The following is a 21,941-nucleotide window of genomic DNA, read 5'->3' as shown; positions in this document are numbered from 1 at the left end:
CTGGCTGGCCGCTGAGTTTTGACCAGCTTAACCACCGATGTTTCTGAAATCACGCACGATTCGTGGAGCAGAGCGCAGGAACCGGGCCCATCTGGCCTGATGCTGCGAGAGCCGTCCCCGGAGCGACATGTCCGCGTAGATGTTCCCACTCAGGAAGACGTCCGGCCGCGGGAAGACGGCCCGCCACAACATCTTTGGTTTCTGACGCCATGATGCCTGTGCGATGGCTATGAGCCTTGCACTCCCCGGTTCCTTTGCCATCAGCCGGTTGCGCCATTCCGTGGATGGCTCCGGCCACTCCGGCAGAGCTTTTTCAGGGAGAAGATCCTCGAGAAAGGGCCGCATGGCCGCAAGGGAGCCAGTGGCCGTGGCGATGTCCAACACGTCAGACACGCGCGACTGCCGTCCTGTGAGGCGGGTCAGGAATTCGAGCTCCTGCCGGCAGGCAGGCAAATGAGGAGACCGGAGGGCATGCAATGCAAGGATCAGGATTCCCAGCGCCGCTGACGGGATGCGTACCTCCTGTCCTGCAAGCTCCAGGCAATCTGTATTAGCCCACATCACCTCGAAACAGTCCATTGCCGGCCTTTCCATCCCCGGAAAGCGGAAATGGACATCGATACAACACGGCCACTCCGGGTGGTGAAAGGTCACCGCGTGCTTCGGAAATGTCCTGCTGTCCGGATCAACGGGGCGTTCCCGCCAGCCCCGCTCCCGCAGGCCTTGCACCAGGTGTTCCAAATTGGAGGGTGAGACGAAAACGTCCACGTCGGTTGACGTTTTAGGCTGGCGTAGCCCCTGTATCACGCTGGCCGGCCCCTTGATGAAGAAGGCACGGACACCCAGGCTTTCCGCTACCCGTGCCACCAGAGCGTGGCACAGGAGTACGCCCTCAGGGACGCTCAGTTGCGCTTGATTGTCCGCGTCCGTCATATCCCTAGTCCTTGACCCTGCGCCCGCTGGCAAGGGCTTCCAGTACGCTTTCAGCCCCGCTGTCCTGCCCGAGCCTGATGGGCTGCGGCTCGACTCCCACTGCCGGCGCGGGCTGCGGCGCAGCGGTGTACGTTCCGTAGTACGTGTAGGCATCTGTTCCCTTGGTGGGCACGTAATTGAGCACGGCCCCCAGGATCCTGCCCTTGACCTTCTCGAGGTTCCCCAGGGACTGTGCCAGCTGCTCCTGGGTGGTCCTGCCCGTCCGGATCACCACGATCGCGCCGTCTGCTGCACGGGAGAGGACCGCGGCGTCCGTGACCGGCAGCAGCGGCGGGGCGTCGATCAGGACAATCGCATCTTCAGCCAGCGCGTTGAGCATCTTTTTCATGGCCCGGGACCCCAGCAGCTCACTGGGATTCGGCGGGATCCGGCCGGAGCCAAGGACTGAAAGGTTCGGCAGCGCGCCCCAGGGCTGGAGGACGTCCGCCAGCTCCGCGGTGCCGGTGAGGACATCGGTGACCCCGGCTCCCGGAACCAGGTTGAAAACGTCCACCAGCGTGGGCCGGCGGAGGTCGCCGTCGACCACCACCACGTTTTCTCCCGCGGCCGCCAGGGTGACGGCCAGGTTGGCCGTGACGGTGGACTTGCCTTCTGACTGCACCGAACTGGTGACCACGATGATCCGCGGTGGCTGGTCCACGTCGAGAAAGCTGATATTGGTGCGAAGCTCCCGCAGGGCCTCACCCATCGCTCCGCCGGCATCGTGGACCTGCACTCCTGTACCGGCGCCGAGAATGGTACTCCTCTGGTCCAGGCGGTGGTCCACGGGAAGGGTGCCAATCACGGGGAGGCCGAAGAGCCGTTCGATTTCCGCGGCCTTCCGGATGCGCCGGTCCAGGTGCCGGCGGACCACCGCATAGGCGACACCGAGGGCCAGGCCGACGAGTGCGCCCAGCGCCAGGTTGAGCTTGGTGTTGGGTGACGTGGGGCTAGTGGGGAGAACTGCCTTGCCCAGAGGAAGCACCCGCACAGCCGTTGCCGTGGCGCTTGCCGCCGATTCCGGGCCGGGCGTTGCTGCGGTGCCGGGCTCCGCCGCTGCCTCGCCGGCAGGTGCCGTTTCAATCGCCTCCACCTGGGCGGCGAGACCGTTCACCCAGGCATCGGCAACGCGTTGCGCGGTGGCAGGATCCGTGGACTGGGCAGTCACCCGGATCTCGGCAGTGTCCAGCGGAACCTTCACGCTGATGCTGCCCAGGAGGGCGTCTGCACTGGTTTTCAGCTCCAGCGCTTGGATGACCCGGTCCGCCACAAGCCGGGACTTCGCGACCGACTCGTAGTTCTTGACCTTGGCCTTGGCCAGGCTGTCCCCCGCGAGTGACAGGCTGACGTTGTCCGAGCCCGGCGTGACCACAATGCCGCTGGAATCCGAGGCGTAGATCTTGGGTTGCAGTACGGTCCAGCCCACGGCCGCTAAGGTCGCCAGCAGGGTGAAGGCGATAATTGCCTTCCAGTAGGCCCGAAGCATGCGGAGGTAGTCCGTCAGGTCCATGCCAACGGGCGGTTCCGGGGGCGCGGCTGTAGTGCTCACAGTGGTTCCTTCCACTCAAGTTCTTTGTTTCCTGGCCGGTCTTCGTGGCCGAAATGCTGGTTCGAGTGGTCCCCCACCCGTTGCGGCTACTCGCCGCCCTGATCCAAAACTGATGCCTCCATGAGCTGCTGTACGGCGACGGCGACGGCGCCCCGGTAGCCTTCCGGCGTGCCGTGTACCTCTCCCACGGCTTCAGCGAGCCGGTCCGGCCGGAGCGAACTGGCGCATGCTGCCCAGATGGCCGGGCCGATCCCGCTGAGCCGGACGATCTTGTTGTCCAGCATGACCAGTAGATTGTCACCTATAGCGACGGCGTCCTTTGCTGCTGTGCGCCGGATGTAGCCATCCGGAATGGGTCCGGGCCTGATATCTCCTGCTGCGCGGCCTTCCCATTCAGGCGTTGCCCCGTGCTACTTTGGTAACTGCGTCCTGAACAGGGGGGCCAGGGCCGCCGGCAGATCGGCCGCTTCCGAGTAGGTCACCTGCCAGACTCCCCCAACGCTGTCTATCAGGCGGCAGAGCGACTGCAGTGGTTCCTGGATGTCTCCTTGCGAGGACGAGTCCGGGATCAGGGCGAGTACCGCATCGGCTAGGGGAACCTTCTCCAGCACAGGGGCCGGAGGCGGCTCGCCTTGAACGCGGTTGAGGAGAACGATGGACTGGATGAAGGGCATGGCTGGAGCTGGCTGAAGGCCAAGCTCGCCCGGTCCCACCTGGAGTTTGGGTACGCCAGGCCCCTGCTTTACGGACAGCGGCTTGGGATACTGCACCACCGACCCGTCCGGGCGGATGGCCACCGTTTCGTCCGTGACATACCCATAGGTCTTGGCCAGCACGGACGCCGCGGTGGTTTTTCCCGTTCCCGATTTCGCCACGAGCGCCACCACCGCCCCTGTGGCCGGGTGGGCCACTCCGCAGGCGTGAAGCATTGTCAGTCCACCTGCATTGGCCAGGATGGCTTCCACTGTGAGCCGGGACGTGAGGTTCTCAGCCAGCTCCACAAAGGAGGCGGCCCGCATGTGGAACGTCCCGCCGTCGTGCTTTGCCGACCTGCAGATGACGGAAGCGGTGAACGGCAGGTTGTCCGTGGGCTCCATTGGCGGCGGCGGAAGCACCGGCTCGCGGCTGCTGGCACACCGTGCCCAGGCCGAACTCATGCTTTCCCGCTGCTGCCACGTGACCGCGCGGCCCCAGCGGACAGTGAACTGCCTTCCCAGGACCTCCAGGCACAGCAGATCACTGCCTCGCGCCAATTCCTCGAAGAGGCGTTGCTTCCACGCCATAACTGCGTTTCCCATGGTTCCCGCGGCCCTGAACGGTTAGCGCGATGCGTCGGGGGCGGCCTCGATCAGGCGCTGGGCCTCGAGGCTGGCGAGGAAGTGTTCCACCTGGGACTGCATCTGTCCTGCCTGATCCTCGAAGCTGGCCTCAAGTTCAGCGAGGATGGATTGCTCCGTTCGCCGACCGTCGATCAGGTCCCAGATTGTTGCAGCTGTGCCTTCCAGGACCACCGGCTGGTTTGCGTCCAAATGGAGCAGGGCAACCCGGCCGGCGCCACGTGTCCGGACGTGGGCCACATCGTGGGAATGACGCCAGATCATTTGAACGTGATGGTTAGGTTTGTCTCGGCGCGCACCGAACCACTGTTGGGACCTGTGAGGAGCACGGTCATCAAGTAGCTGTATACATCATTGGGCTTTGGCTTGTTGGGAGCCGCGTCCTCCAAGTTGAAGAAGCCAACCGGAATGTCCAGGGTCTGCCCAGTGCCGGAACCAGCAGCGAAAGTAGTGGTCGAAGTATTCCCGTCAAAGCTGGACGCGGAAAATGCGCCTGATGCGGAGGGCTGAATTCCGATCCTCGCACGGACAGTGCCTTCTGGTGCGATAATCACGCTTCCGCCTATTGCACCTACAACACCCGTGATTTGGATCTTCGTGGGACCGGTGCCCGCGCGATTCCCTTGGCTGTACGTGATCGGTGACCCTGCACCAACGAGGGCTACGGCCGGGGAACCTGTCGACGCTGAAGCTGGCGGGACCCCGATAGCGGTAACAATAACGGGAACGGTCCACGCCACTCCTGCCATCACCCTGCGGCGGCTGACACCGTTCTCTTCGCCGCTAGTGACCTTCTCGTTCAGAACCTCAGACAATGATGCCCCCGTTGTAGTCTTCAAACGCGGCCAGCCCTGTGGGAACGGCAGCGGGAGTTGGCCGGGCGCGTTTGCCTGGCTCCAACTACTCTGGCGAACGAGGCTTAAGATTCTTGCGGTAAAGCTTCAAGTTTCAATCAAGATCTGCTTTAGGGGGTTTCGACAGACTCAACGCCTTACTCCGGCGAGAATGTAGTCCCGCCTTCATCCGTCACCATCTGGTCTGATTCGCTCAGGCTTGCGGACGCGGAACAGTCATCGCAGCGGCCAACAAATTGGTGCGGGCAGGCCGCAAGATTGATGCCGTCCCCAGTGGATGATCTGGTTCGCATGGATCCCGCCGTTCCTGAATCGCCCAGGGTTCGCCGGGAGACTCATCGTTTCAGCTGCCGCGATGAATGGTGCCGGCGAGTGCTGCGGTGGGAGCCTTCGCGAAGGCTCTCTCCTCGCCGGCACTTCCCAGTAAACAACCAAGCGCAGCGGGAAACACGAGTAGGCGATACCCGTTCATTCAGGCCCACCGTACCCACCTAAACGAGGGGAGGCGCTACTACCCAACCCCTACGGTTTCGACAGGCTTAAACCACCACTCAACCCCGGAACTGCGGCTCGCGCTTCTCCTGGAAAGCCCGGAAGCCCTCGGCATAGTCGTCGGTTTTGCAAAGCCGCGCCTGCTCGGTGTTCTCCTCGGCCATGGCCTCCCACAGGCCGAGGCGCTGGTCGCGGATGTGCGCCACCAGCTCCTTGCTGGCGGTAAAAGCACCCGTGGCGCCCCGGGCCCCCTTCGAGACGATGCCCCGCGTCTTCTCCAGCAGCTCGCCCGCCGGCATCGCGCGGCTGAACAACCCCTGCGCCACGGCCTCGGTACCGCTCATCAGCTCGGCCGTGTAAATCAGGTCCAGGGTCCGGTGCATGCCCAGCCGCTCCGTGAAGTACCAGTGCCCTCCCGAATCCAGCGTCGCCCCCAGCTTGGCGAACGGCGACCCGAACTTCGCGTTCTCCGCCACATACACCACGTCTGTGGCCAGCAGCAGCCCCAGCCCCACGCCCAGGCACGCACCGTGGGCGGCCGCGAACGTGGGAGCCGGGAACGCGCTCATCTTCTTCAGCAGCGGCTCCACCAGACCGCCCAGGTACGCGGCGGCGTCGTCGCTCTCCGGCGTCACGTTCTGGATGTCCCGGCCGGCGCAGAAGGCGCGGCCCTCTCCCCTCAGCAGCAGCGCCCGCACCTCACCGCGGGCGGCGGCGGCAGCAGCGTCGTCGTACGCCTGGGACAAATCCGCCAGCGCCTGCTCATCCAGCGAGTTCAGCTTGTGCGGAGCGTCCAGGACCACTTCGGCCACGCCGTTGTTGATGGAGAGGGAAATCATGGAACTCCTTCGGGTTGAAAAACTTAGACGTCGAAGTCGACGGTGACTTCCTTGCTGGTGGGGTGGCTCTGGCAGGTCAGCACGTACCCCTTGTCCAGCTCATCCTGCTCGAGTGCGTAGTTTTCGTCCATGGTCACGCTGCCGGTGACCACCTTGGCCCGGCACGTGCCGCACACTCCCCCGGCGCACGCGAACGGCACATCGGGCCGGACCCGCAGCGCGGCGTTGAGGATGGACTCGCGGGCGTGGGTGGGGCTGGCCACCTCGCCCTGCAGGCCGTCCAGCTTGAACGTGATCTTGTACGTTTCCTTGGACTCGTCCACCACCACGGGACGTCCCGCGTGCCCCTCCGGCTTGTCCGGCTTGCCGCTCGTGAACAGCTCGAACCGGATGTTCTCCGGCTTCACGCCGCGCTCGGCCAGGGTGTCCCGGCACAGCTGCACCAGCTCGAACGGCCCGCACAGGAACCACTCGTCCACATCGTCCGCGTGGATGGCCGTGCCCAGCAGCTGCTGGAGCTTCTCGGCGTCGATCCTTCCACTCAGCAGCGGCGCGATCCGCTGCTCGCGGGACAGCACGTGGTGGATGGCCAGCCGCTGCGCGTACTTGTCCTTCAGGTCCGCCAGCTCCTCCAGGAACATCACGTCCATGGCGGCCTTGTTGGCGTAGATCAGGTCGAACCGCGACTCCGGGTTGGCGGCCAGCAGCGTGCGTGCGATGGCGATCACCGGGGTGATGCCGCTGCCGGCGGCGATGGCCACAAAGCTGGCTTCCCCGTGGGAGGCGACGTCCCCCGCCAGCTCCTCCGGGTTGTTCATGGAGTTCATCCGGTTCTGCTCCACCGCCTGGCCGTCCCGGCCGTGCCGGGACACAAACGCGCCCATGGGGCTCATGACATCCAGCGTGTCCCCCGCCTTCAGCTCGGCGTTGGCCCAGGTGGAGAACAGCCCGCCCAGGTCCTTTTTCACGGCAACCCGGATCTCGCTGCTGCCGTCCGCGAAGCTGCGCGGCTCGGCGCAGATGGAGTAGCTGCGGCGCACCTCGTGCAGCTCGCCGGTCTCATCCGGCAGCTTGGTGCGCAGGGCCACGTACTGGCCGGGCAGGTAGTCGAACTGGCCGGCGAGCTCCGCAGGGACATGGAAGGCCACCTCGATGGCGTCCTCGGTGAGCCGGCGCACCTCCTTCACGGCGAGGGTGTGGAAGGACGGACGACGGCGGCCGGTGGCCTGCGCCGTTTCGGCGGCAGTCTGGCGGACAACAGGCATGGGGCTTCCTTACAGCACTTTGAAGTAGTCGAACGGTTCCTTGCAGTCCTGGCACACATACAGCGCCTTGCAGGAGGTGGAGCCGAAGCGGGTGAGTTCCTTGGTGTTCAGGCTGGCGCACTGGGGGCACTTCACGGCCATGCTCAGGCGGATGGGGCCGGCGTGGCGGGCCGCTCCTGCCTTGCCCGACGGCGGGGCGATGCCGTACTCCTGCAGCTTCGCCTTTCCGGTGTCCGTCATCCAGTCCGTGGTCCAGGCCGGGGCGAGCACCAGGTCCACCTCGACGTCTGTGTAGCCTTCTTTGGCGAAGGCTGCCTTGAGGTCGTCGCGGATGGCGTCCATGGCGGGGCAGCCCGAGTAGGTGGGGGTGATGGTGACCCTGACTTGGTCTGCCGTTCCGTGTTCCTGCGTCACGTTCACGTCCCGGAGAATGCCCAGGTCCTCAATGGTGAGCACGGGGATTTCCGGATCGCAGACGGTGGCGGCGATGTCCCACGCCTGTTGCCGCGGGGTGCGGGTCCGGGTTTCAAAGTCGGAGATGTACATGGCCTTCACCAGGTTGCTCCGGGGTGCTCGCGGGCCAGCACCTGCATCTCGGCCAGGATGTAGCCCAGGTGCTCCGAGTGCTTGCCGTGCCGGCCGCCGCCGGGGGCCGCCGGGACGTCCGGCACCTCCAGTTCGGCCTCTTTGAGGACGTCGCCGATCAGGCGGTCAAAGTCTTCCCGCAGGCTGGAAGGCACGACGGCGGCGCCCGCCTCGGCGAGCCTTTGCGTCAGCTCGTCGTCCTGGAACAGTTCGTTGACGTACGGCCACATCAGCCGTAGGCCGTGGATCATCCTGCGGCGGGACTCTTCGGTGCCGCCGGCCAGGCGGAGGATCCACTGGGCGCTGTGGTCCCGGTGATAGTCCACTTCCTTGACGGCCTTGGCGGCGATGGCGGCTACGGTAGCGTCCGTCGATTCAGTCAGGCGGCGGTAGAGCTCGAACTGGTAGTAGCTCACGATGAACTGCCGCGCGATGGTTACCGCGAAGTCGCCGTTGGGCTGCTCGAACAGCTGGACGGAGCGGAACTCGTGCTCGCGGCGGAAGTAGGCGAGGTCATCCTCGCTCTTCCCCCAGGCGCCGCCGGCGTAGCTGAGGAAGCTCCGGGCATGGCCCAGCTGGTCCAGGGCGATGTTGCCCAGGGCCACGTCCTCCTCCAGCTCGGGGGCGCGGGAGATCCAGTGGCCCAGGCGCTGGGCGAGGATCAGGGCGTCGTCGCCGAGCCGAAGGGCGTACTCCGCGACGTCCTCTGACGGCTTGGCCAGGCCGGTGCGGACCTCAAGCGCGATGTCCTCCGGGCGGAGTGCGTTGCCGGGGGTGATGCGGGTGGCGCTCGCGTTGGAGTCACCGCTACCTGATGGGGCGGCCACGCCGGTAGAGATGTCGCCGTGGCCTGTGGTGGTTTTCGATGCAGGGGCCACGCCGGCGAGGGACCCGCTGCGAGCTTGCGAGCTGTGGGAGCCGGTGGGGATCACAGGTGCTTCACCCCTTCGCTCTTGGTGTAGTACGTGGCGTGCCGGTAGTCCTTGCCCTGGGGTGATTCGAAGAAGGAACCCTTGGCGTCCGGGTCACTCGCGGCGATGGCGTCCGCGGGGACAACCCAGATGGAGACGCCCTCGTTGCGGCGGGTGTAGAGGTCGCGGGCGTTGCGGAGGGCCATGGCAGCATCCGGCGCGTGCAGGCTTCCGGCGTGGACGTGGCTGAGGCCGCGGCTTGACCGGACGAACACTTCCCACAGACCCCAGGCGGCGCGGTCATGAGTTTCGGCCGACGTTGGTCCGGCGGCGGGCTGGATCGAGGGAACCTGGTTCTCGGAGGCCGCGGTTGTTGCGGCGCTCTTGGGCTCGGTGGCGGCTGCCCCCGGGGTGGGGGCGCCGGCCGGAACCTGCTCCGCGCCGCGGATCACTTCACTGGCCGAACTTGCGGGGACTTCCGGGTTGCCGTGGGGGCTCATGCTGCGTATTCCTTCGTCTTCATCGACTCTTTTGCCCGCTGTTTATCCGCATAAGCGGAGGCTGCCTCACGGACCCAGGCGCCGTCGTCGTGCGCTTCCCTGCGCCGTTCCAAACGCTGGGAGTTGCAGGGGCCTCGGCCGGCCAGGACTTCCTGGAACTCGTGCCAGTCCAGCGGTCCGTGCTCCCACTTCCTGGTGTCCTCGTTGTAGCGGATCTGGTCATCCGGGAGGGTGAGGCCCAGGACCCTGACCTGCTCCACCATCATGCCCACGAAGCGGCTGCGCAGTTCATCGTTGCTGAAGCGCTTGATGTTCCAGGCCATGGACTGCTTGGAGTTGGGTGAATCGTCGTCCGGCGGGCCGAACATCATCAGGGACGGGGCGTACCAGCGGTTCACGGCGTCCTGGGCCATCTGCTTCTGCTCAGGGGTGCCGTTGGAGAGTTCCAGGAGGATCTCGAAGCCCTGGCGCTGGTGGAAGGACTCTTCCTTGCAGATACGGACCATGGCGCGGCCGTAGGGGCCGTAGGAGGCGCGGCACAGCGGGACCTGGTTGCAGATGGCGGCGCCGTCCACCAGCCAGCCGATGGCACCCATGTCCGCCCAGGTGAGCGCCGGGTAGTTGAAGATGCTCGAGTACCGTGCTTTGCCGGCGATGAGGTCTTCCATCATCTTGTCCCTTGTTTGGCCAAGGGTTTCGGCGGCGCTGTAGAGGTAGAGGCCGTGGCCGGCCTCGTCCTGGACCTTGGCCATGAGGATGGCCTTGCGCTTCAGGCTGGGGGCGCGGGAAATCCAGTTGGCCTCCGGCTGCATGCCGATGATCTCGGAGTGCGCGTGCTGGGAGATCTGGCGCAGCAGCGTCTTGCGGTACGGCGCCGGCATCCAGTCCTTTGGCTCGATGCGGGAATCCTCGGCCATGACCCGGTCAAAGTTGGCCTTGCCTGCCGCTTCTTCCGCCGCGAGCTCCTCCGGGGATAGCTCAGCTGGCACTGACTGCAAGTTCTGCGCTGCCATGGTTGCTCCTATGCAAAGACCTTCGGGACGGCAGGAATTATTTACCGACCGTTCGTTCAGGATATGCGGAAGCGTTCCAGACCGTCAAGCGCGTTCACACCCCCTGCGACGCTCTCTCACTTAATGCGGCCTTTTCCCAAACGCCCTATCACCTCCCGCAGCCTTTCCCCCGACGCCCATCACCTCCCGCAGCCTTTCCCCCAACGCCCCATCACCTCCCGCAGCCTTTCCCCCAACGCCCCATCACCTCCCGCAGCCTTTTCCCCAACGCCCCATCACCTCCCGCAGCCTTTCCCCCAACGCGCCATCACCTCCCGCACGAGGCGAGCGCCGCCGTCGTACGCCTGTCCTGCCTATAAAGCTCATCAACTATGCTCGGGTTTGGTCTGACGGACCTTGCGCATGGCTTTTTTGGGGGGATGTATGGAAAACGAAGGTACCGCAGTTGCCCGGAAGCATGTAGGGCCAGCCCGGTGGGCAGCTGCCTCCATTGCACTATTAGCAATGGGGCTGGCAGGATGCACGCAAACTGAGTCTCCAGTCCCAGCACCCTCGGCCACCGCCGCACCGGAAGTGACAAAGGCCAGCACCGGAAAGCCTTCCCTACGCGGGGAAGCGGTGGCCGACTCGTTCGGCAACGTGGATTACTACACCACGGTCTCCGGCGACACCCTCTCCAGCGTGGCTGCCGCTTACAACCTTTCAGAGGCAAAGGTCGCTGAATTCAACGGACTCCAGCCGGGTTCTCCCGTGAGCCCGGGTACAAGACTCCGGTTGATTCCCGCTGAACCGATAATTGGGGCAAAGGGCGCGGCCACTGTTGACGCGAACGGGATCCCAACCAGTTACAAGGTGGAAACCGGTGACACCTTGAGTGGCATTACGTACCGGTTCAACCTCACCCAGGAGCAGTTAGCCGAAGCCAACAAGGTCCCGTTCACCTACGAAAAAGGTGGCACCTACTTCATCCAGGCGGGACTTGTGATTCAGCTCCAGAAAAACCCGGTGGACAGCCGATCGGGCAAGGGAACAACAGTCACCAACTCGTTCGGCCAGGCCGTTTATTACACCACCGTGGACGGTGACTCTTTCGACAGCCTCGGATACAAATTCCGCTCCACTACCGAACAGATCCTGCTGTACAACCCGTCACTCACGGCCACGGGGCCAATCCCGGCGGGAAGCAAAGTGCGGTTGATACCCGGCGAACTCAAGATCGAGGGCGCGCAGGGCACGTTCAGAGCCGATGCTGAAGGGATTCCACTCACCTACACCACAGCCCCCGGCGACACGGAGCGACAAATTTCGTTCCGATTCAGCATCACGGACCTGAGAGCAGCGAACCGCCCGACCACCGGCACAGGCGGAACCTGGTACGAAGCTGTTGACCTGCCAACTGGGGAATTAGTACCCGGACAGACCATAAGCCTCGCGCTGGACAAGCCCATCAACAAACCAGGCCTTTAGATCCCAGGGATCCAGCAGCACCGAGCCGGACTACTCACCAGGACCGGTTTCTCCTTTGGGCGGTGCGGTGCGTCGCAGCTCAGCTATGCGCAGCCGAAGGAAGGTGATCACCAGGATCAGGACGTAGACAGCCAAACCGATCAGCACCGCCATCACGGCGATGTAGAGCACGGCCAGGATACCGAGGCCGGGAGCGGGGTTCACGGTTACCTCCGGCCTTAGGGATTGGCCCCGTGGGGCCTCTCGCGGTTTGAGTTGCCGGTGGCGTCGTAAATGGGTTCCCCATTCTGGTTCACCGGGAAGCTCTCTATGACGTCACCTGTCGCTGTCTCAATGATGACCACAGAGTCTGCAGGCCAAGCGGGGTCGGGGACAACGGTGTAATCAACATCAGCGACGTTGGTGACTTTGCCCGCGTCGTTCATCGAGCGGTTGAAAGCATCAACAACTTGCCCGGTCCTGGTGTTTACTGCCACGGTTTCCTGGGGGAGCCCTGAGACGTCACCGGACAAGGGGGTCGCGTTCCACCAACCCTCGTACCCGCCCACGGTTGCGGGGCGTTCAACCTCGGCCGCCGCTGCCGGCGTGGCGTTGGGCGGGGCGGTTGCCCGGCTAGCGCAGCCAGCCAGCGCTATGGCAGCAGCCATTCCAATGAGTCCCAGTCTTACCCGCATAACTTCCCCCAGAGTTGATTTCGACAAACTGCACCAGGCAAGGAGCCCTACTCAGGTGCTCCTCGTCCTAAGCCTAGGGGAAGGCCTCTCCGAGGCCGACGGCCAGCCCGGACGGCGACCGGCGGGAACCGGTGATTAGCACCCTCTTGGAAGGTGACGCCAGGCGAGCACAGAATGCTGCCAAGAGCGATCAAAACTGTGACTTTCAGCGATCCCCTTGCGAGGCTGCCGCTGCACCATGCGACAAATAGCGCGCTGAAAAAGCCGCCATTCACCGCCGAAAGTCACAACCTACTTGATGTGTCTCCTCGTGGATCTGCAATCCTCCCTGATGGAGGAACTTTCCGTTCAGGAAATGCTTGTGTTTCCGTAGTGGAAACTCTAGTTTGGGGGATGACATGCGAAGGCGGCGGGCGACCAAGTCCACAGGAAGCGCATCAGGCACTGATTGAGGTCTCGGAGTCGCGCAGAGCTCTGGCACCCTTTGTCCAATCACCGAAGTGGCTATATCCGGCCCAGGGAATTGGCATGGGTCTATTCATCATTGGACTGGTGCTGTTCAAGTCCTACGGCTGGGCCACGATAGCCCTGGGCCTCTCGGTGATCGTCTTCTGCGTGCTCCCCATCCTGCAATCCAGGCGGTCCCGAGTAATTCTCGATGTTTACACCCATCCAGGCAGCCGGCTGGTTGCCGTGCTGTACCTTGGAGCATTTGCAGCCCTCGTCGCCGCTGCACTCTCAATCCACAGTGTGACCGGCAACGACCTGGTCGTTTACCTCGCCGCGCTCATGGCGTTCGTCCTGACAGTCCTTTGCGGGCCGGCCATGGAAACAAAACTGGCCCGATGGCTTAGGGCCTCCTAGTGGGCAGCGGCTTCAACGAGACAATCCACGTCCCAACCAGGTTACGCATCTGCGCGCTCCTGGCCGGGGCAGGGGAAGTGGAATTCGGCGTCGTCCGTGATGCTCTGGCGCTCAGTGACTCTGTCCTGAGTAAGCACCTGAAAGTCCTTGAGCAAGCCGGTTTTGTTGAGCTCCGAAAGGGCACCGTGAACACCCGCACTCGAACCTGGGTTCACCTGACGAAGGCAGGGGCAGGAGCCTTTAAAGCCCATGTGAAAGAACTGCAGACACTTGCTGCAAGTGCAGACGACTTATCGATATGAGACCCGGAGCGCTCCGCTCCGTGGTTTGGGGGCGAGCAGTGCTGTGTCCTTAAGAAGCGAGCGGTCGGGGCCACTCACCCGGCTGTTAGTTGCGGGGTTCGCAGGATTGCTCGGGACCGTAATGCAGCCAGACCGGCAAAGCGGTGGTGAAGGCCTCCCGGACCGCGGACGTGTTGGTGACGGTCCAGTCCACCCTGCCTTTGACCTCAACCTCTTCCTTGTCCCATTCGAACCAGTTGATCATTTTCAGTTGCGGGAACCGGGAGGCCGTGGCGGGATCGAAGAGCTGGCTCCACCACGCTTGCTTGATGGCCAGTTCAGCTTCCCCGATGGTTCCGGGGGCGAAGAGCGCGGCCGTTTCAGGAATCGCGACAGGTTTGCCATGCGCCTCCCCGTAGACCTGGTAGAAATCCGCGAGCAGGGTATCGTCGCCGTTGGCGCCGGCGTAGTTGCCCGTGAGCTGGTCGGCGAACTTGTTAGGTTCCGGAATCTCGTTTTCACCCCAAGGGTAGTCCGCGCCCCAGTGGTAAAGGGACATGCCGACCCAGTCGACGGCGTCATCACCCGGGTAGTAGGGGGCGTAGGCGTCATCGTTCATGGTCAGCACCCCATCCGCGTCGGTGTCCAGGGCAGCGAAGTCAGGGGTCCCGGGTTTGGCTTCGTACTGCCCGCCGGCGAACGGGTATCCCCCGCCGTAGTTTGGTGCCCACATCATCGCCGAGCCCGGCGCGCGGGCGTGGATTGCCTCCGCCATGGGCCGGTACGCCTGGATGTACTGGGCCGGCTGCTGGGACCAGGGGTACCAGGAGCCGTTCATTTCATGGGCGAACCGGACGATCACCGGGACGCCGTCGTCATTGAATTCCGCCAGATCAGCTGCCAGCGCTGCCGCCGATTCCGGGGTGACTGAGGCGAGCCCGTTCATGGGTTCCAGGGTCAACAGCATCATCTGCCCGTGGGCGCGGATCTGCTCAACGGCCCGTTGCAGGTCAACCTTCTCCTGAGCGGTGTACGGGAACCCGGTGAAGGACACGCTGACTGCCGGCTTGTGCCCCAGGTCCGCGGCGTAGCCGGCGAGTGGTTTGGCGTGCCAGTCAAGGTTCACACCGAACAGCGCCCCGCTGGCGGGTACCAGTTCCGCCCGGTCCGCAGCCCGGCAAAGGGGCCCGGTTGGCGTGGTTGCGGGCGTCTGGTTCTGTTGCTGGTTCTGCTCCTGCGTCCTGGCGGAGACGCTGGTGTAAATGCCGGCACCACCGATGCCCCCAGCGACCAGGGCCACGACCCCGGCGAGGACGAAAGCCTGCCGGGTCTCCGATCCGCCTTTCTCCTTTTGTATGCGGTTCCCCTTCGGAGTTCCCTCTGACATGCGTGCACTAACCCCTACTTGACCTGCGGTTTTATCCCAATCCTATTAGGACCGTCACAGGACGAATTTTGGGGCACAGTCAGTAGAGGGTGTTTCCGCTTTGCTTTCAACTGGATGACCTTTGGCTTCTGTACACTCACTCCATATCTAACTGTGAATACTCCTGAATCCGAGGAGGCCCCCTGTTGAACGACGAAACGGGCCAAAGCGACCAGACCAACCCTGAGCCGCCTACGGCTGGTGACGAGACCGCCACTTTGCTGGGGTTTTTGGAGCGGCAGAGGTCAACCTTCGCATGGAAAACCGGCGCGCTCGACGAGGCCGGCTTACGGGCCACCTTGGCTCCCTCGGCGATGACTCTGGGCGGCCTCCTCAAGCACTTGGCCCGTTTCGAGGACGACATGTCCACTGAGTGGCTTCATGGCCGCAGGCAACTGCCCCCGTGGAACGCGGTGGACTGGGATGCCGACCCTGACTGGGACTGGAACTCAGCCAGCCAGGATTCTCCCGAAGAGCTCTATGCAAGGTGGCGCGACGCAGTGGTCCGCTCCCGTGCCCTATTCGCGGAGGCGCTGGCGGAAGGCGGTCCGGGCCGCCAGGGCACAATTGCTTCTAACCCCGAGATCGAGCTTCCCAGCCTGCGCTACATCCTGCTCAACATGATCGAGGAATACGCACGTCACAACGGCCATGCCGACCTCCTTCGGGAGTCGGTGGACGGTCTCGTGGGACAAGACCCACCGGCTTAACGAAGCGAAAGGCACGTCATGCTGCACAAAGTCGCTGAGGGCGTTCTGGTTCACGAGAGCGAGTTCATCCAGAGCAACTCCGTTGTGGTGCAGGGCCGGAAGGGTGTGTTGCTCATCGACCCCGGTATAACAGCCGGCGAAATGGCCTCCCTCGCGGACGACCTTGGCCGGGTGGGCCAGCCCGTCGTGGCAGGCTTCTCGACGCATCCTGATTGGGACCACGTGCTCTGGCACGCAAACTTCGGCGACGCGCCCCGTTACGGAGCCGCCCGGTGCGCGGCCTCCATCCAAGATCTATTGTCGAACGCGGATTGGAAGGACCGCATAGCCGAGGGACTCCCGGCGGAGTACACCGATGAGATCCCGATGGAGCTGCTGGGTCTCATTACCGGCCTGCCCGCCGGCGCTGCGCAGATTCCGTGGGATGGCCCCATAATCCGGATCATCGAGCATCAGGCGCACGCCCCAGGCCACGCAGCGCTATTGATCGAAGAGCGGGCGTCCTGGTCGCCGGTGACATGCTTTCTGACATCCTGATGCCGTTCCTCGACCTGGAGGCCGAGAATCCGATTGAGGACTACCTCGCAGCGCTGCGGCTGCTCGAGAGCGTGGCCGATGCCGTTACTGCCGTCATCCCCGGGCACGGCTCAGTGGGCGTAGCCGGGCAGCTACGAGAACGCATCGCACAGGATCGAGCGTATGTGCAGCGCCTGCGCGACGGCGGCGTTCCCGACGATCCGCGGGTGGGCCCATCGGCCCCGTTGGATTGGCTGCCGGACGTGCATCACTGGCAGCTCCAGCGGCTCGCCCAAAAGGGCGAGGGCGAGACCTCCGGTTAGCGCCGTTTCAGGCCACGTCGATGAAGACAGGGTTGGCGTAGAACCACGTGTCTGCCCACGGGTCGGCATCGCCGAGGTTGTTGCCGTGGCGCTGGGGGCCCGCCGGATCAACGGCAGTTCCATAGTAGCCCGCACCATGCCGGTTGCCGTCGCTGCCGCGGAGGCGGAAGTAGCAGGATTCCTGCACGTCCTTGAGCACATGGCTGATGGTGAACGTTCCGGTGCGGCCGGACACGTCCATCTGCTTCCAGACGGTGGTTCCCGGAGCGCGCATCGCGTCACGGTCCGCCGCGGGCCCGGTCACAGGACCGCCAATGACATCAACGTGGGCCAGTTTGGGGAGGACGCCCGCAAAGTTGCGGTAGTCCGTCGTCGTAATGGTGATGGAGATTTCGACGTCGGCGCCCCGCCTTACGCTGAGCCGCGAACCCAACGTGACGCCGTTGCGTCCGTTGCCGTTGCCACGCGCCTCACGCACCCGCACCTCCAGGCCCTGCAGCAGGTGTCCGTGGTCCACCCACATCCGTCCCTGGCGCATGGCGTCCAGCACGCCCCTGTACGAACGCTCGGTGACGCCGGTGTGGAGGCGGCTGAACTGCCCGGGCCAGTAATCGCTGCCGCCCTGCTTTTCACCTGTTTCGTACGGGTCCGGCCGCTTGCCCGTGACGGACCATCGGTCGAATTCAGTGGGCAGGCTCAGGTAGGGCTCCTCCGCAGGGTAGGGGCCGGTCTTCCAGGTGTCCTTGACCGTGAGGTGGTTGTCCGAGTTCGCGGTGATCCAGAACGGAAGCCCCTCAACCAGCATGGAGTCCCACACACCGCCGACGGTGGCCGTGGCCCAGTCGAAACCGCCGTACGGACGGAAGGCGTCAGCGGGGTATCCCGGGAAGCTGAACTGGGTGGGGTTGTTGGTGTACTCGCCACGCTGGTCTCCAGCCCTGGCGAACTGGCTGACCCCGGAGCCCTGCGCTCCTGGCGCACCTTCCATGCCGATCATTACCTCGCGTGCGGCATCGCGCCAGCCGCGCAGCTCGTGCGGCGAATCGATGCCAAGGCGCATGGGGTGGTTGGCGAGGGCCACGACGTCGTCAATGTAGCCGGAGCGGCGCTGTTCCGCCAGCCAGGCGAGGGCTTCCACTGCTTTCCGTTCGAACGTTTCCACCTGTGCCGTTCCCGGGGCCGGTTTCTCCCATTGGTTCAGCTTGCCGTCCCAGACAAGTTCGAAGGTCCTCAGCAGGTTCACTTCGTTGGGTCCCGGAGCCACCAGCACGGAGGCGTGCTCGGCACCCGGAATGTACCACTCGAGGCCCTGGAAGATCAGCAGGTCCGGACGAGCAGCACGCTGCGCCTGGATCTCCTTGTTCGAGTTGGCTGCGCCGCCGTTGTTGGCGTGGCCGAAGTTGCTGTGCTCCGTCAGCGCCAGCCAGTCCACACCATATGATTCGGCGGCATCCAACTGCTGCTTGATCAGGTACTTGGCGTCGTGACTGTACTGGGTGTGCACATGGTGGTCTCCCACCAGCCATTCCAGCTGTGGATCGTTACCCCCAGGATTCGCCGCGGCGGGCCGTGCGATGGCTGCCGACGCTGCCGTGCCCGCAGCCAGGATGCCCGCAGATTGTAGGATCCGCCGTCGGCTCAATCCCATGGTCTCCAGCTCTGCGTCGGCCAGGTCCCTGCTCCGGCTGGCTGTGGTTGATTCGCTGTCTTCGGTGCACATTGCGTTCCCTCTTGTTGATTCCGGTTCCCGGGAACAGTAGAAGGGCGGGGTGGCAGGAAGGTTAACGGTGAGGGAACGGCGTCCGTGGATATGTCCGCCGGGCCATGGTTGGCGCTTTTCTACAGATACCAGCACAGTAGATCCATGGATTCATTGACCGCACCGCACGAAAATAGGTTGCTGCGGCTGCATTGGCCGGCCGAAAACGGGTCTTTAGGAGACGCCGTGGAAGAGGACGCACATGATGACATCTTCGGGACTATAGAGCTCTGCGGGCGGATCCTGCGCCTGAAGTGGGTTCCCGGTGCCGTGGTCAGGGAAAGCGATGCGAAAGCACTGATGCAACGTGCCCGCGACCTCAGTGCAGGGCGGACGCTTCCGCTGCTGGTTGAAATGACCGGCATGACATGGATTGACCGGCGTGCCCAGGAAGCGTTCGCGACTTCCTGGCCGCTCATCCGGGCAGCAATCGTCGGAACCTCGGCCGTAGACGAAGCCATAGCAGGCTTCTACATGGCACGGCACCATCCGGCCCACCCCACCCGGTTCTTTACTTCCAAGGGTGAAGCGCTTGCCTGGCTGACGGAAGATCCGGCGCAGCCGTAATCCCCCTTTCCCTGCCAAAACGTAGAGCCTACGATGAAGTCCTCGCGGCCTTTTCCCAGGGCAGGGCCGACGGCATAAGAACCGATCAGAAAGGAAACTGGCACCATGGCCGACACTCCGAACCCGATCCAGATTCAAAAGTTCCTCGGCGGCGTGGACTATCCCGCAAGCCGTGAAGCCTTGCTGTCCAGCGCGAAGGACTCCGGCGCTGACAACAACGTGATCCAGGCCCTGGAAGCCATCCCCGACAAGGAGTACGACAGCCCCACGGCCGTCAGTTCAGCGGTTTCGGACAGCAACTCCTAAACCGGACTGGCCCGTTCCTTTCCGGCTAGTATTCGGGAATGGGACTAATCATCACACTGCTTGTCATTTGGCTTGTTCTGTCGATCCTTGGCTTCATCATCGAAGGCCTGCAGTGGCTTGCGCTTATCGGCCTGGTGCTGTTCGCTGCCACCGCGGCGTGGGGCTGGGTGAAACGAAAAGCCCGGACATGACCGAAGAGACGGACACCGGTTTGGCCGGAACCATCCTGCGCGAGCGCTACAGAGTGGGCGAAGTGCTGGGCCACGGCGGCATGGGAAGCGTCTACCGGGGAACGGACCTGGTCCTGGACCGGGAGGTGGCGCTGAAGATCTTCCGCGACGACGTCAGCGGCGCCGACGAACTGGCCAGGCAGCAGTCGGAGGCCCGGATGCTTGCGCAACTGAACCACCACTGCCTGGTGACGCTCTTCGACACGGGGACGTTGCTGCGCGGCCACCGGGAAGTGCCCTTCCTGGTGATGGAGCTTATTCCCGGAACCGATCTACGCCGCCACCTCGCAAGCGGACCGCTGGCTGGTGCCGAAGCGGCGCGGCTGGGAGCTGAACTGGCTGAGGCCCTGCAGTACATCCATCATCGCGGCGTGGTGCACCGCGACGTGAAGCCGGCCAACATCCTCCTCACCCGCTATGCGGCAGGTGCACCCCTCCGGCCCAAGCTCGCTGACTTCGGCATCGCGCGGATGCTCGACGGCGCCCGGGTCACCGCAACCAACATGGTCCCCGGCACAGCGGCCTACTTGAGTCCGGAACAGGCCAGCGGTGACACGGTGGGACCGCCGGCAGACATCTACTCCCTGGGCCTGGTGCTGCTGGAGGCCCTGACTGGGACGGTCGCCTTTCCCGGACCGCCGCTGGAAGCTGCGGTGGCCCGGCTCTCCCGCGGCCCCCATCTTCCTGCGTCGCTGGGCCCGCAGTGGGAATCCCTGCTTGCCGGCATGACAGCACGGAACCCGCAGGACCGGCCCGACGCGGCGAGTGTTGCAGCCACGCTGGGCACCGCCGTCGGCTGGTCCCTGCAGGCCGACGAACCGCACGAGGCGGAAACTGCCCTGGCACCCCGCCCGGCCACCAAAGTCCTGGCCGCGGGGGCTGCCGGGAGGCCCCTGTCCAGCAGCCCGGCCGTGCGGCAGGGCGCCCGGCTCCCGGCCCTGCCAAAGAACCAGGCAACCAACGTCACGTCATGGCAGCCGGCCCCGCACCTGCCGTCCCGCTCACCAGCTTCCGCAGAGGCGGCTCCCGTGCCGCCATCTTCCGCCCAGCCGGCGCCTGCACGGCAGCGCCCGTGGAAAAAACTCGGAGGCCTGGGAAACCGCCGGCTGTGGGTCCTGGCTGTGGTGGCCGCCGTCGTCGTGATCCTCCTGGCCGTGCTGCTGACCACTGTCCAGCGGCCGGCACCCACACCGGTGGAAACACCGGATTTGGAAGCATCCCTCGCGCCGGCACCGCCGCCCACAGCTCCCGCGACTGCTCCACCGCTGACCGAGGAGCAGCAGGAGCAGGCGGAAGAGGCAAGGAAGGAAGCCGAGGAACAACGCGAAGAGGCACAAAAGGAAGCCGAAAAACAGAGGGAAGATGCGCAGAAAGAGGCCGAAAAACAGCGGGACAACCGCTGACTGGACTGGCTCCTCCACTGTTCCGCGTCCCAGCCCTGCACCCGGTGAGCAGCTTGGGATTTCCTTGGGGGCCTCGGGTCCACAGCGTCTAGGTTTTCCGCAAGGCGTCGGCTCCAAGCTGTGGGTATCTGACCGGGGAGTTGGGCCCCATAACTCATTCCGGTCAGTGCGCCGGGCCAGGCATCCTAGCCCCCATGTGATGCCCAGCCCGGCGGCCAGGTCTCCCGCTCCACGACGTGAACAGCCCATCCGTGCCGTCCGTCGCTGGGGCGCGTCACGGATTGGACTGCGGAACGTGCCCATCATCAGCAATGTCGCCTGGGACGGACGGCTCACAGCTTTCAAAGGCAGGGACACTGCCCACTACATCGAGACGGTCAAAGCTGCGGCCAGCCGCTGCGGGGCGTGCCTGCTGCCCCTTGGCCCCGGAGCTGTCCTGTCCCTGTCGGTGAACATCACCGAAGGCCGCAGCCTGGAGGGCACCCCATCCCTCACCTTCGATCCTGTTATCTGCCATTTGCAGTGCCAGGAACCCGGGCTGACTGTGCGTGAAGAGTTGGGTGCGGTGGAAAAGGTGACCTCCATTGGTGCCCGGCTGGTCCTGAGCGGGGCGGGGCCCGGGGCGGACATTCCCGTGCTGGCCTACACCCTGGTTCCCAATGTTGTTATCGGCGAACCGGGCGGGGAGAAGACATCGGCGCTCGTCTCGGTCCTGCTCAACCACGGATTCCAGATGTCTTTAAGCGCCAGCTACACCGACATCCTTCAGCGGGCTGCCCCTGCCGGGAACACCTGCACCTGCACCGTGGCCGATGGTGGCACAGTCCAACTGCATGTTGACGGACTCCTGATGTGTTCCCAGCAACTGGACAGAAGGAACAGCCTCGATGCCGTATGGCTGAAGGCAGCCGGCGCGGGGCGGGTCCTTGTGATCAGCGGCGACAACCTGAGATTTACGGAAACTGACCTGGAGCTGACGGCAGCTGCCCGCCTCGGCACACTCGTCACCGGAATTGTCCCCGCGTCCTGGTAGCCAGTTATGGGCCCTGCCGGGCAGTGAACTCCGGGCCTGGATCCGGCGTGGCCCCAGCCGGGGAA

The 21,941-nt window shown here is 64.3% G+C and carries 26 protein-coding genes; 11 read left to right on the top strand and 15 right to left on the bottom strand.

Features of this window, described 5'->3' with window-relative positions; genetic code table 11:
- Positions 1 to 27 precede the first annotated feature (27 nt).
- The 11 genes from M8J71_RS11590 to paaA all read right to left on the bottom strand — a co-directional run bounded on the left by M8J71_RS11590 (position 28) and on the right by paaA (position 10,317).
- Entirely contained in the window at positions 28 to 933 is a 906-nt protein-coding gene (locus tag M8J71_RS11590; protein ID WP_256248060.1) for a nucleotidyltransferase family protein, read from the bottom strand.
- A 4-nt stretch (positions 934 to 937) separates the two neighbouring features.
- Positions 938 to 2,521: a polysaccharide biosynthesis tyrosine autokinase gene (locus tag M8J71_RS11585; RefSeq protein ID WP_256248059.1), complete on the bottom strand. Its 1,584-nt coding sequence runs from the start codon at positions 2,519 to 2,521 to the stop codon at positions 938 to 940.
- Between the two features lie 86 nt (positions 2,522 to 2,607).
- A complete protein-coding gene (locus tag M8J71_RS11580) occupies positions 2,608 to 2,805 on the bottom strand; it encodes a hypothetical protein (protein WP_256248058.1) in 198 nt (65 codons plus the stop codon).
- A gap of 126 nt (positions 2,806 to 2,931) precedes the next feature.
- Complete coding sequence (locus M8J71_RS11575) at positions 2,932 to 3,819, bottom strand: hypothetical protein (RefSeq protein WP_256248057.1); 888 nt, start codon at positions 3,817 to 3,819, stop codon at positions 2,932 to 2,934.
- A 21-nt stretch (positions 3,820 to 3,840) separates the two neighbouring features.
- Positions 3,841 to 4,122 carry a PqqD family protein gene (locus M8J71_RS11570; RefSeq protein ID WP_256248056.1) on the bottom strand — a complete coding sequence of 94 codons (282 nt, stop codon included), beginning with the start codon at positions 4,120 to 4,122 and terminating at the stop codon, positions 3,841 to 3,843.
- A 1,141-nt stretch (positions 4,123 to 5,263) separates the two neighbouring features.
- A complete protein-coding gene (locus M8J71_RS11565) occupies positions 5,264 to 6,043 on the bottom strand; it encodes an enoyl-CoA hydratase/isomerase family protein (protein WP_256248055.1) in 780 nt (259 codons plus the stop codon).
- Between the two features lie 23 nt (positions 6,044 to 6,066).
- On the bottom strand, positions 6,067 to 7,308 hold the full coding sequence (gene paaE / locus M8J71_RS11560; protein WP_256248054.1) for a 1,2-phenylacetyl-CoA epoxidase subunit PaaE: 1,242 nt from the start codon (positions 7,306 to 7,308) through the stop codon (positions 6,067 to 6,069).
- 9 nt (positions 7,309 to 7,317) lie between these two features.
- Positions 7,318 to 7,854 (bottom strand): 1,2-phenylacetyl-CoA epoxidase subunit PaaD, encoded by a 537-nt coding sequence (gene paaD / locus M8J71_RS11555; RefSeq protein ID WP_256248053.1) that lies wholly within the window; start codon positions 7,852 to 7,854, stop codon positions 7,318 to 7,320.
- Positions 7,855 to 7,859: 5 nt separating this feature from the next.
- A complete protein-coding gene (paaC, locus tag M8J71_RS11550; protein WP_256248979.1) occupies positions 7,860 to 8,771 on the bottom strand; it encodes a 1,2-phenylacetyl-CoA epoxidase subunit PaaC in 912 nt (303 codons plus the stop codon).
- Positions 8,772 to 8,821: 50 nt separating this feature from the next.
- Entirely contained in the window at positions 8,822 to 9,304 is a 483-nt protein-coding gene (paaB, locus tag M8J71_RS11545) for a 1,2-phenylacetyl-CoA epoxidase subunit PaaB (protein ID WP_256248052.1), read from the bottom strand.
- Entirely contained in the window at positions 9,301 to 10,317 is a 1,017-nt protein-coding gene (gene paaA / locus M8J71_RS11540) for a 1,2-phenylacetyl-CoA epoxidase subunit PaaA (RefSeq protein ID WP_256248051.1), read from the bottom strand. Before paaA ends, paaB begins: the two co-directional genes overlap by 4 nt.
- Positions 10,318 to 10,935: 618 nt before the next feature.
- Here paaA and M8J71_RS11535 point away from each other — a divergent pair.
- On the top strand, positions 10,936 to 11,784 hold the full coding sequence (locus M8J71_RS11535; protein WP_256248050.1) for a LysM peptidoglycan-binding domain-containing protein: 849 nt from the start codon (positions 10,936 to 10,938) through the stop codon (positions 11,782 to 11,784).
- A 30-nt stretch (positions 11,785 to 11,814) separates the two neighbouring features.
- Here the strand turns inward: M8J71_RS11535 and M8J71_RS11530 are convergent, their stop codons facing one another.
- Complete coding sequence (locus M8J71_RS11530) at positions 11,815 to 11,988, bottom strand: hypothetical protein (RefSeq protein ID WP_256248049.1); 174 nt, start codon at positions 11,986 to 11,988, stop codon at positions 11,815 to 11,817.
- Between the two features lie 14 nt (positions 11,989 to 12,002).
- Entirely contained in the window at positions 12,003 to 12,431 is a 429-nt protein-coding gene (locus M8J71_RS11525) for a hypothetical protein (RefSeq protein WP_256248048.1), read from the bottom strand.
- A gap of 555 nt (positions 12,432 to 12,986) precedes the next feature.
- Here M8J71_RS11525 and M8J71_RS11520 point away from each other — a divergent pair.
- Both M8J71_RS11520 and M8J71_RS11515 read left to right on the top strand, forming a co-directional pair.
- On the top strand, positions 12,987 to 13,322 hold the full coding sequence (locus M8J71_RS11520) for a hypothetical protein (protein WP_256248047.1): 336 nt from the start codon (positions 12,987 to 12,989) through the stop codon (positions 13,320 to 13,322).
- The gene (locus M8J71_RS11515) at positions 13,322 to 13,624 is read left to right on the top strand and encodes a transcriptional regulator (protein WP_308292959.1); all 303 of its coding nucleotides are present in this window, start codon (positions 13,322 to 13,324) and stop codon (positions 13,622 to 13,624) included. Before M8J71_RS11520 ends, M8J71_RS11515 begins: the two co-directional genes overlap by 1 nt.
- 85 nt (positions 13,625 to 13,709) lie before the next feature.
- On the opposite strand, the gene M8J71_RS11510 is transcribed toward M8J71_RS11515, so the two are convergent.
- Positions 13,710 to 14,990 carry a glycoside hydrolase family 26 protein gene (locus M8J71_RS11510; protein WP_256248046.1) on the bottom strand — a complete coding sequence of 427 codons (1,281 nt, stop codon included), beginning with the start codon at positions 14,988 to 14,990 and terminating at the stop codon, positions 13,710 to 13,712.
- Between the two features lie 185 nt (positions 14,991 to 15,175).
- Here M8J71_RS11510 and M8J71_RS11505 point away from each other — a divergent pair, with 185 nt between their 5' ends.
- From M8J71_RS11505 to M8J71_RS11495, 3 genes are read left to right on the top strand one after another with little or no spacing between them, the layout of a single operon-like run.
- Entirely contained in the window at positions 15,176 to 15,739 is a 564-nt protein-coding gene (locus M8J71_RS11505; protein ID WP_256248045.1) for a mycothiol transferase, read from the top strand.
- Between the two features lie 18 nt (positions 15,740 to 15,757).
- Entirely contained in the window at positions 15,758 to 16,276 is a 519-nt protein-coding gene (locus tag M8J71_RS11500) for an MBL fold metallo-hydrolase (protein ID WP_256248044.1), read from the top strand.
- The gene (locus M8J71_RS11495; protein ID WP_256248043.1) at positions 16,258 to 16,578 is read left to right on the top strand and encodes a hypothetical protein; all 321 of its coding nucleotides are present in this window, start codon (positions 16,258 to 16,260) and stop codon (positions 16,576 to 16,578) included. The genes M8J71_RS11500 and M8J71_RS11495 overlap by 19 nt, the downstream gene beginning before the upstream one ends.
- Positions 16,579 to 16,585: 7 nt before the next feature.
- On the opposite strand, the gene M8J71_RS11490 is transcribed toward M8J71_RS11495, so the two are convergent.
- A complete protein-coding gene (locus M8J71_RS11490; RefSeq protein ID WP_256248042.1) occupies positions 16,586 to 18,298 on the bottom strand; it encodes a PHP domain-containing protein in 1,713 nt (570 codons plus the stop codon).
- Between the two features lie 225 nt (positions 18,299 to 18,523).
- On the opposite strand from M8J71_RS11490, the gene M8J71_RS11485 reads away from it, so the two are divergent.
- From M8J71_RS11485 to M8J71_RS11465, 5 genes are all read left to right on the top strand, one after another.
- Complete coding sequence (locus M8J71_RS11485) at positions 18,524 to 18,904, top strand: DUF7793 family protein (RefSeq protein ID WP_256248041.1); 381 nt, start codon at positions 18,524 to 18,526, stop codon at positions 18,902 to 18,904.
- Positions 18,905 to 19,009: 105 nt separating this feature from the next.
- Entirely contained in the window at positions 19,010 to 19,210 is a 201-nt protein-coding gene (locus M8J71_RS11480) for a DUF2795 domain-containing protein (RefSeq protein ID WP_256248040.1), read from the top strand.
- Between the two features lie 38 nt (positions 19,211 to 19,248).
- Positions 19,249 to 19,401: an LPXTG cell wall anchor domain-containing protein gene (locus M8J71_RS11475; RefSeq protein ID WP_256248039.1), complete on the top strand. Its 153-nt coding sequence runs from the start codon at positions 19,249 to 19,251 to the stop codon at positions 19,399 to 19,401.
- Positions 19,398 to 20,843: a serine/threonine-protein kinase gene (locus tag M8J71_RS11470; protein WP_256248038.1), complete on the top strand. Its 1,446-nt coding sequence runs from the start codon at positions 19,398 to 19,400 to the stop codon at positions 20,841 to 20,843. The genes M8J71_RS11475 and M8J71_RS11470 overlap by 4 nt, the downstream gene beginning before the upstream one ends.
- Before the next feature lie 295 nt (positions 20,844 to 21,138).
- Complete coding sequence (locus tag M8J71_RS11465) at positions 21,139 to 21,876, top strand: hypothetical protein (RefSeq protein ID WP_256248037.1); 738 nt, start codon at positions 21,139 to 21,141, stop codon at positions 21,874 to 21,876.
- Positions 21,877 to 21,941 lie beyond the last annotated feature (65 nt).

This window comes from Pseudarthrobacter sp. R1, from assembly GCF_024494415.1.
Taxonomy (GTDB): Bacteria; Actinomycetota; Actinomycetes; order Actinomycetales; family Micrococcaceae; genus Arthrobacter.
The sequence above is the reverse complement of the archived record's forward strand: the minus strand, read 5'-3'. Positions and strand labels throughout refer to the sequence as shown.

Excerpts from the sequence above, each read along its gene's own strand:
- M8J71_RS11510 (WP_256248046.1), bottom strand. The coding sequence starts at position 14,990 with ATGTCAGAGGGAACTCCGAAGGGGAACCGCATACAAAAGGAGAAAGGC.
- M8J71_RS11475 (WP_256248039.1), top strand. The coding sequence starts at position 19,249 with ATGGGACTAATCATCACACTGCTTGTCATTTGGCTTGTTCTGTCGATC.
- M8J71_RS11520 (WP_256248047.1), top strand. The coding sequence starts at position 12,987 with ATGGGTCTATTCATCATTGGACTGGTGCTGTTCAAGTCCTACGGCTGG.
- paaE (WP_256248054.1), bottom strand. The coding sequence starts at position 7,308 with ATGCCTGTTGTCCGCCAGACTGCCGCCGAAACGGCGCAGGCCACCGGC.
- M8J71_RS11500 (WP_256248044.1), top strand. The coding sequence starts at position 15,758 with ATGCTGCACAAAGTCGCTGAGGGCGTTCTGGTTCACGAGAGCGAGTTC.
- M8J71_RS11525 (WP_256248048.1), bottom strand. The coding sequence starts at position 12,431 with ATGGCTGCTGCCATAGCGCTGGCTGGCTGCGCTAGCCGGGCAACCGCC.
- M8J71_RS11480 (WP_256248040.1), top strand. The coding sequence starts at position 19,010 with ATGGCCGACACTCCGAACCCGATCCAGATTCAAAAGTTCCTCGGCGGC.
- M8J71_RS11565 (WP_256248055.1), bottom strand. The coding sequence starts at position 6,043 with ATGATTTCCCTCTCCATCAACAACGGCGTGGCCGAAGTGGTCCTGGAC.
- paaB (WP_256248052.1), bottom strand. The coding sequence starts at position 9,304 with ATGAGCCCCCACGGCAACCCGGAAGTCCCCGCAAGTTCGGCCAGTGAA.
- M8J71_RS11580 (WP_256248058.1), bottom strand. The coding sequence starts at position 2,805 with ATGCTGGACAACAAGATCGTCCGGCTCAGCGGGATCGGCCCGGCCATC.
- M8J71_RS11590 (WP_256248060.1), bottom strand. The coding sequence starts at position 933 with ATGACGGACGCGGACAATCAAGCGCAACTGAGCGTCCCTGAGGGCGTA.
- M8J71_RS11470 (WP_256248038.1), top strand. The coding sequence starts at position 19,398 with ATGACCGAAGAGACGGACACCGGTTTGGCCGGAACCATCCTGCGCGAG.
- M8J71_RS11575 (WP_256248057.1), bottom strand. The coding sequence starts at position 3,819 with ATGGGAAACGCAGTTATGGCGTGGAAGCAACGCCTCTTCGAGGAATTG.
- M8J71_RS11490 (WP_256248042.1), bottom strand. The coding sequence starts at position 18,298 with ATGTGCACCGAAGACAGCGAATCAACCACAGCCAGCCGGAGCAGGGAC.
- M8J71_RS11495 (WP_256248043.1), top strand. The coding sequence starts at position 16,258 with ATGCTTTCTGACATCCTGATGCCGTTCCTCGACCTGGAGGCCGAGAAT.
- M8J71_RS11570 (WP_256248056.1), bottom strand. The coding sequence starts at position 4,122 with ATGATCTGGCGTCATTCCCACGATGTGGCCCACGTCCGGACACGTGGC.
- paaA (WP_256248051.1), bottom strand. The coding sequence starts at position 10,317 with ATGGCAGCGCAGAACTTGCAGTCAGTGCCAGCTGAGCTATCCCCGGAG.
- paaD (WP_256248053.1), bottom strand. The coding sequence starts at position 7,854 with ATGTACATCTCCGACTTTGAAACCCGGACCCGCACCCCGCGGCAACAG.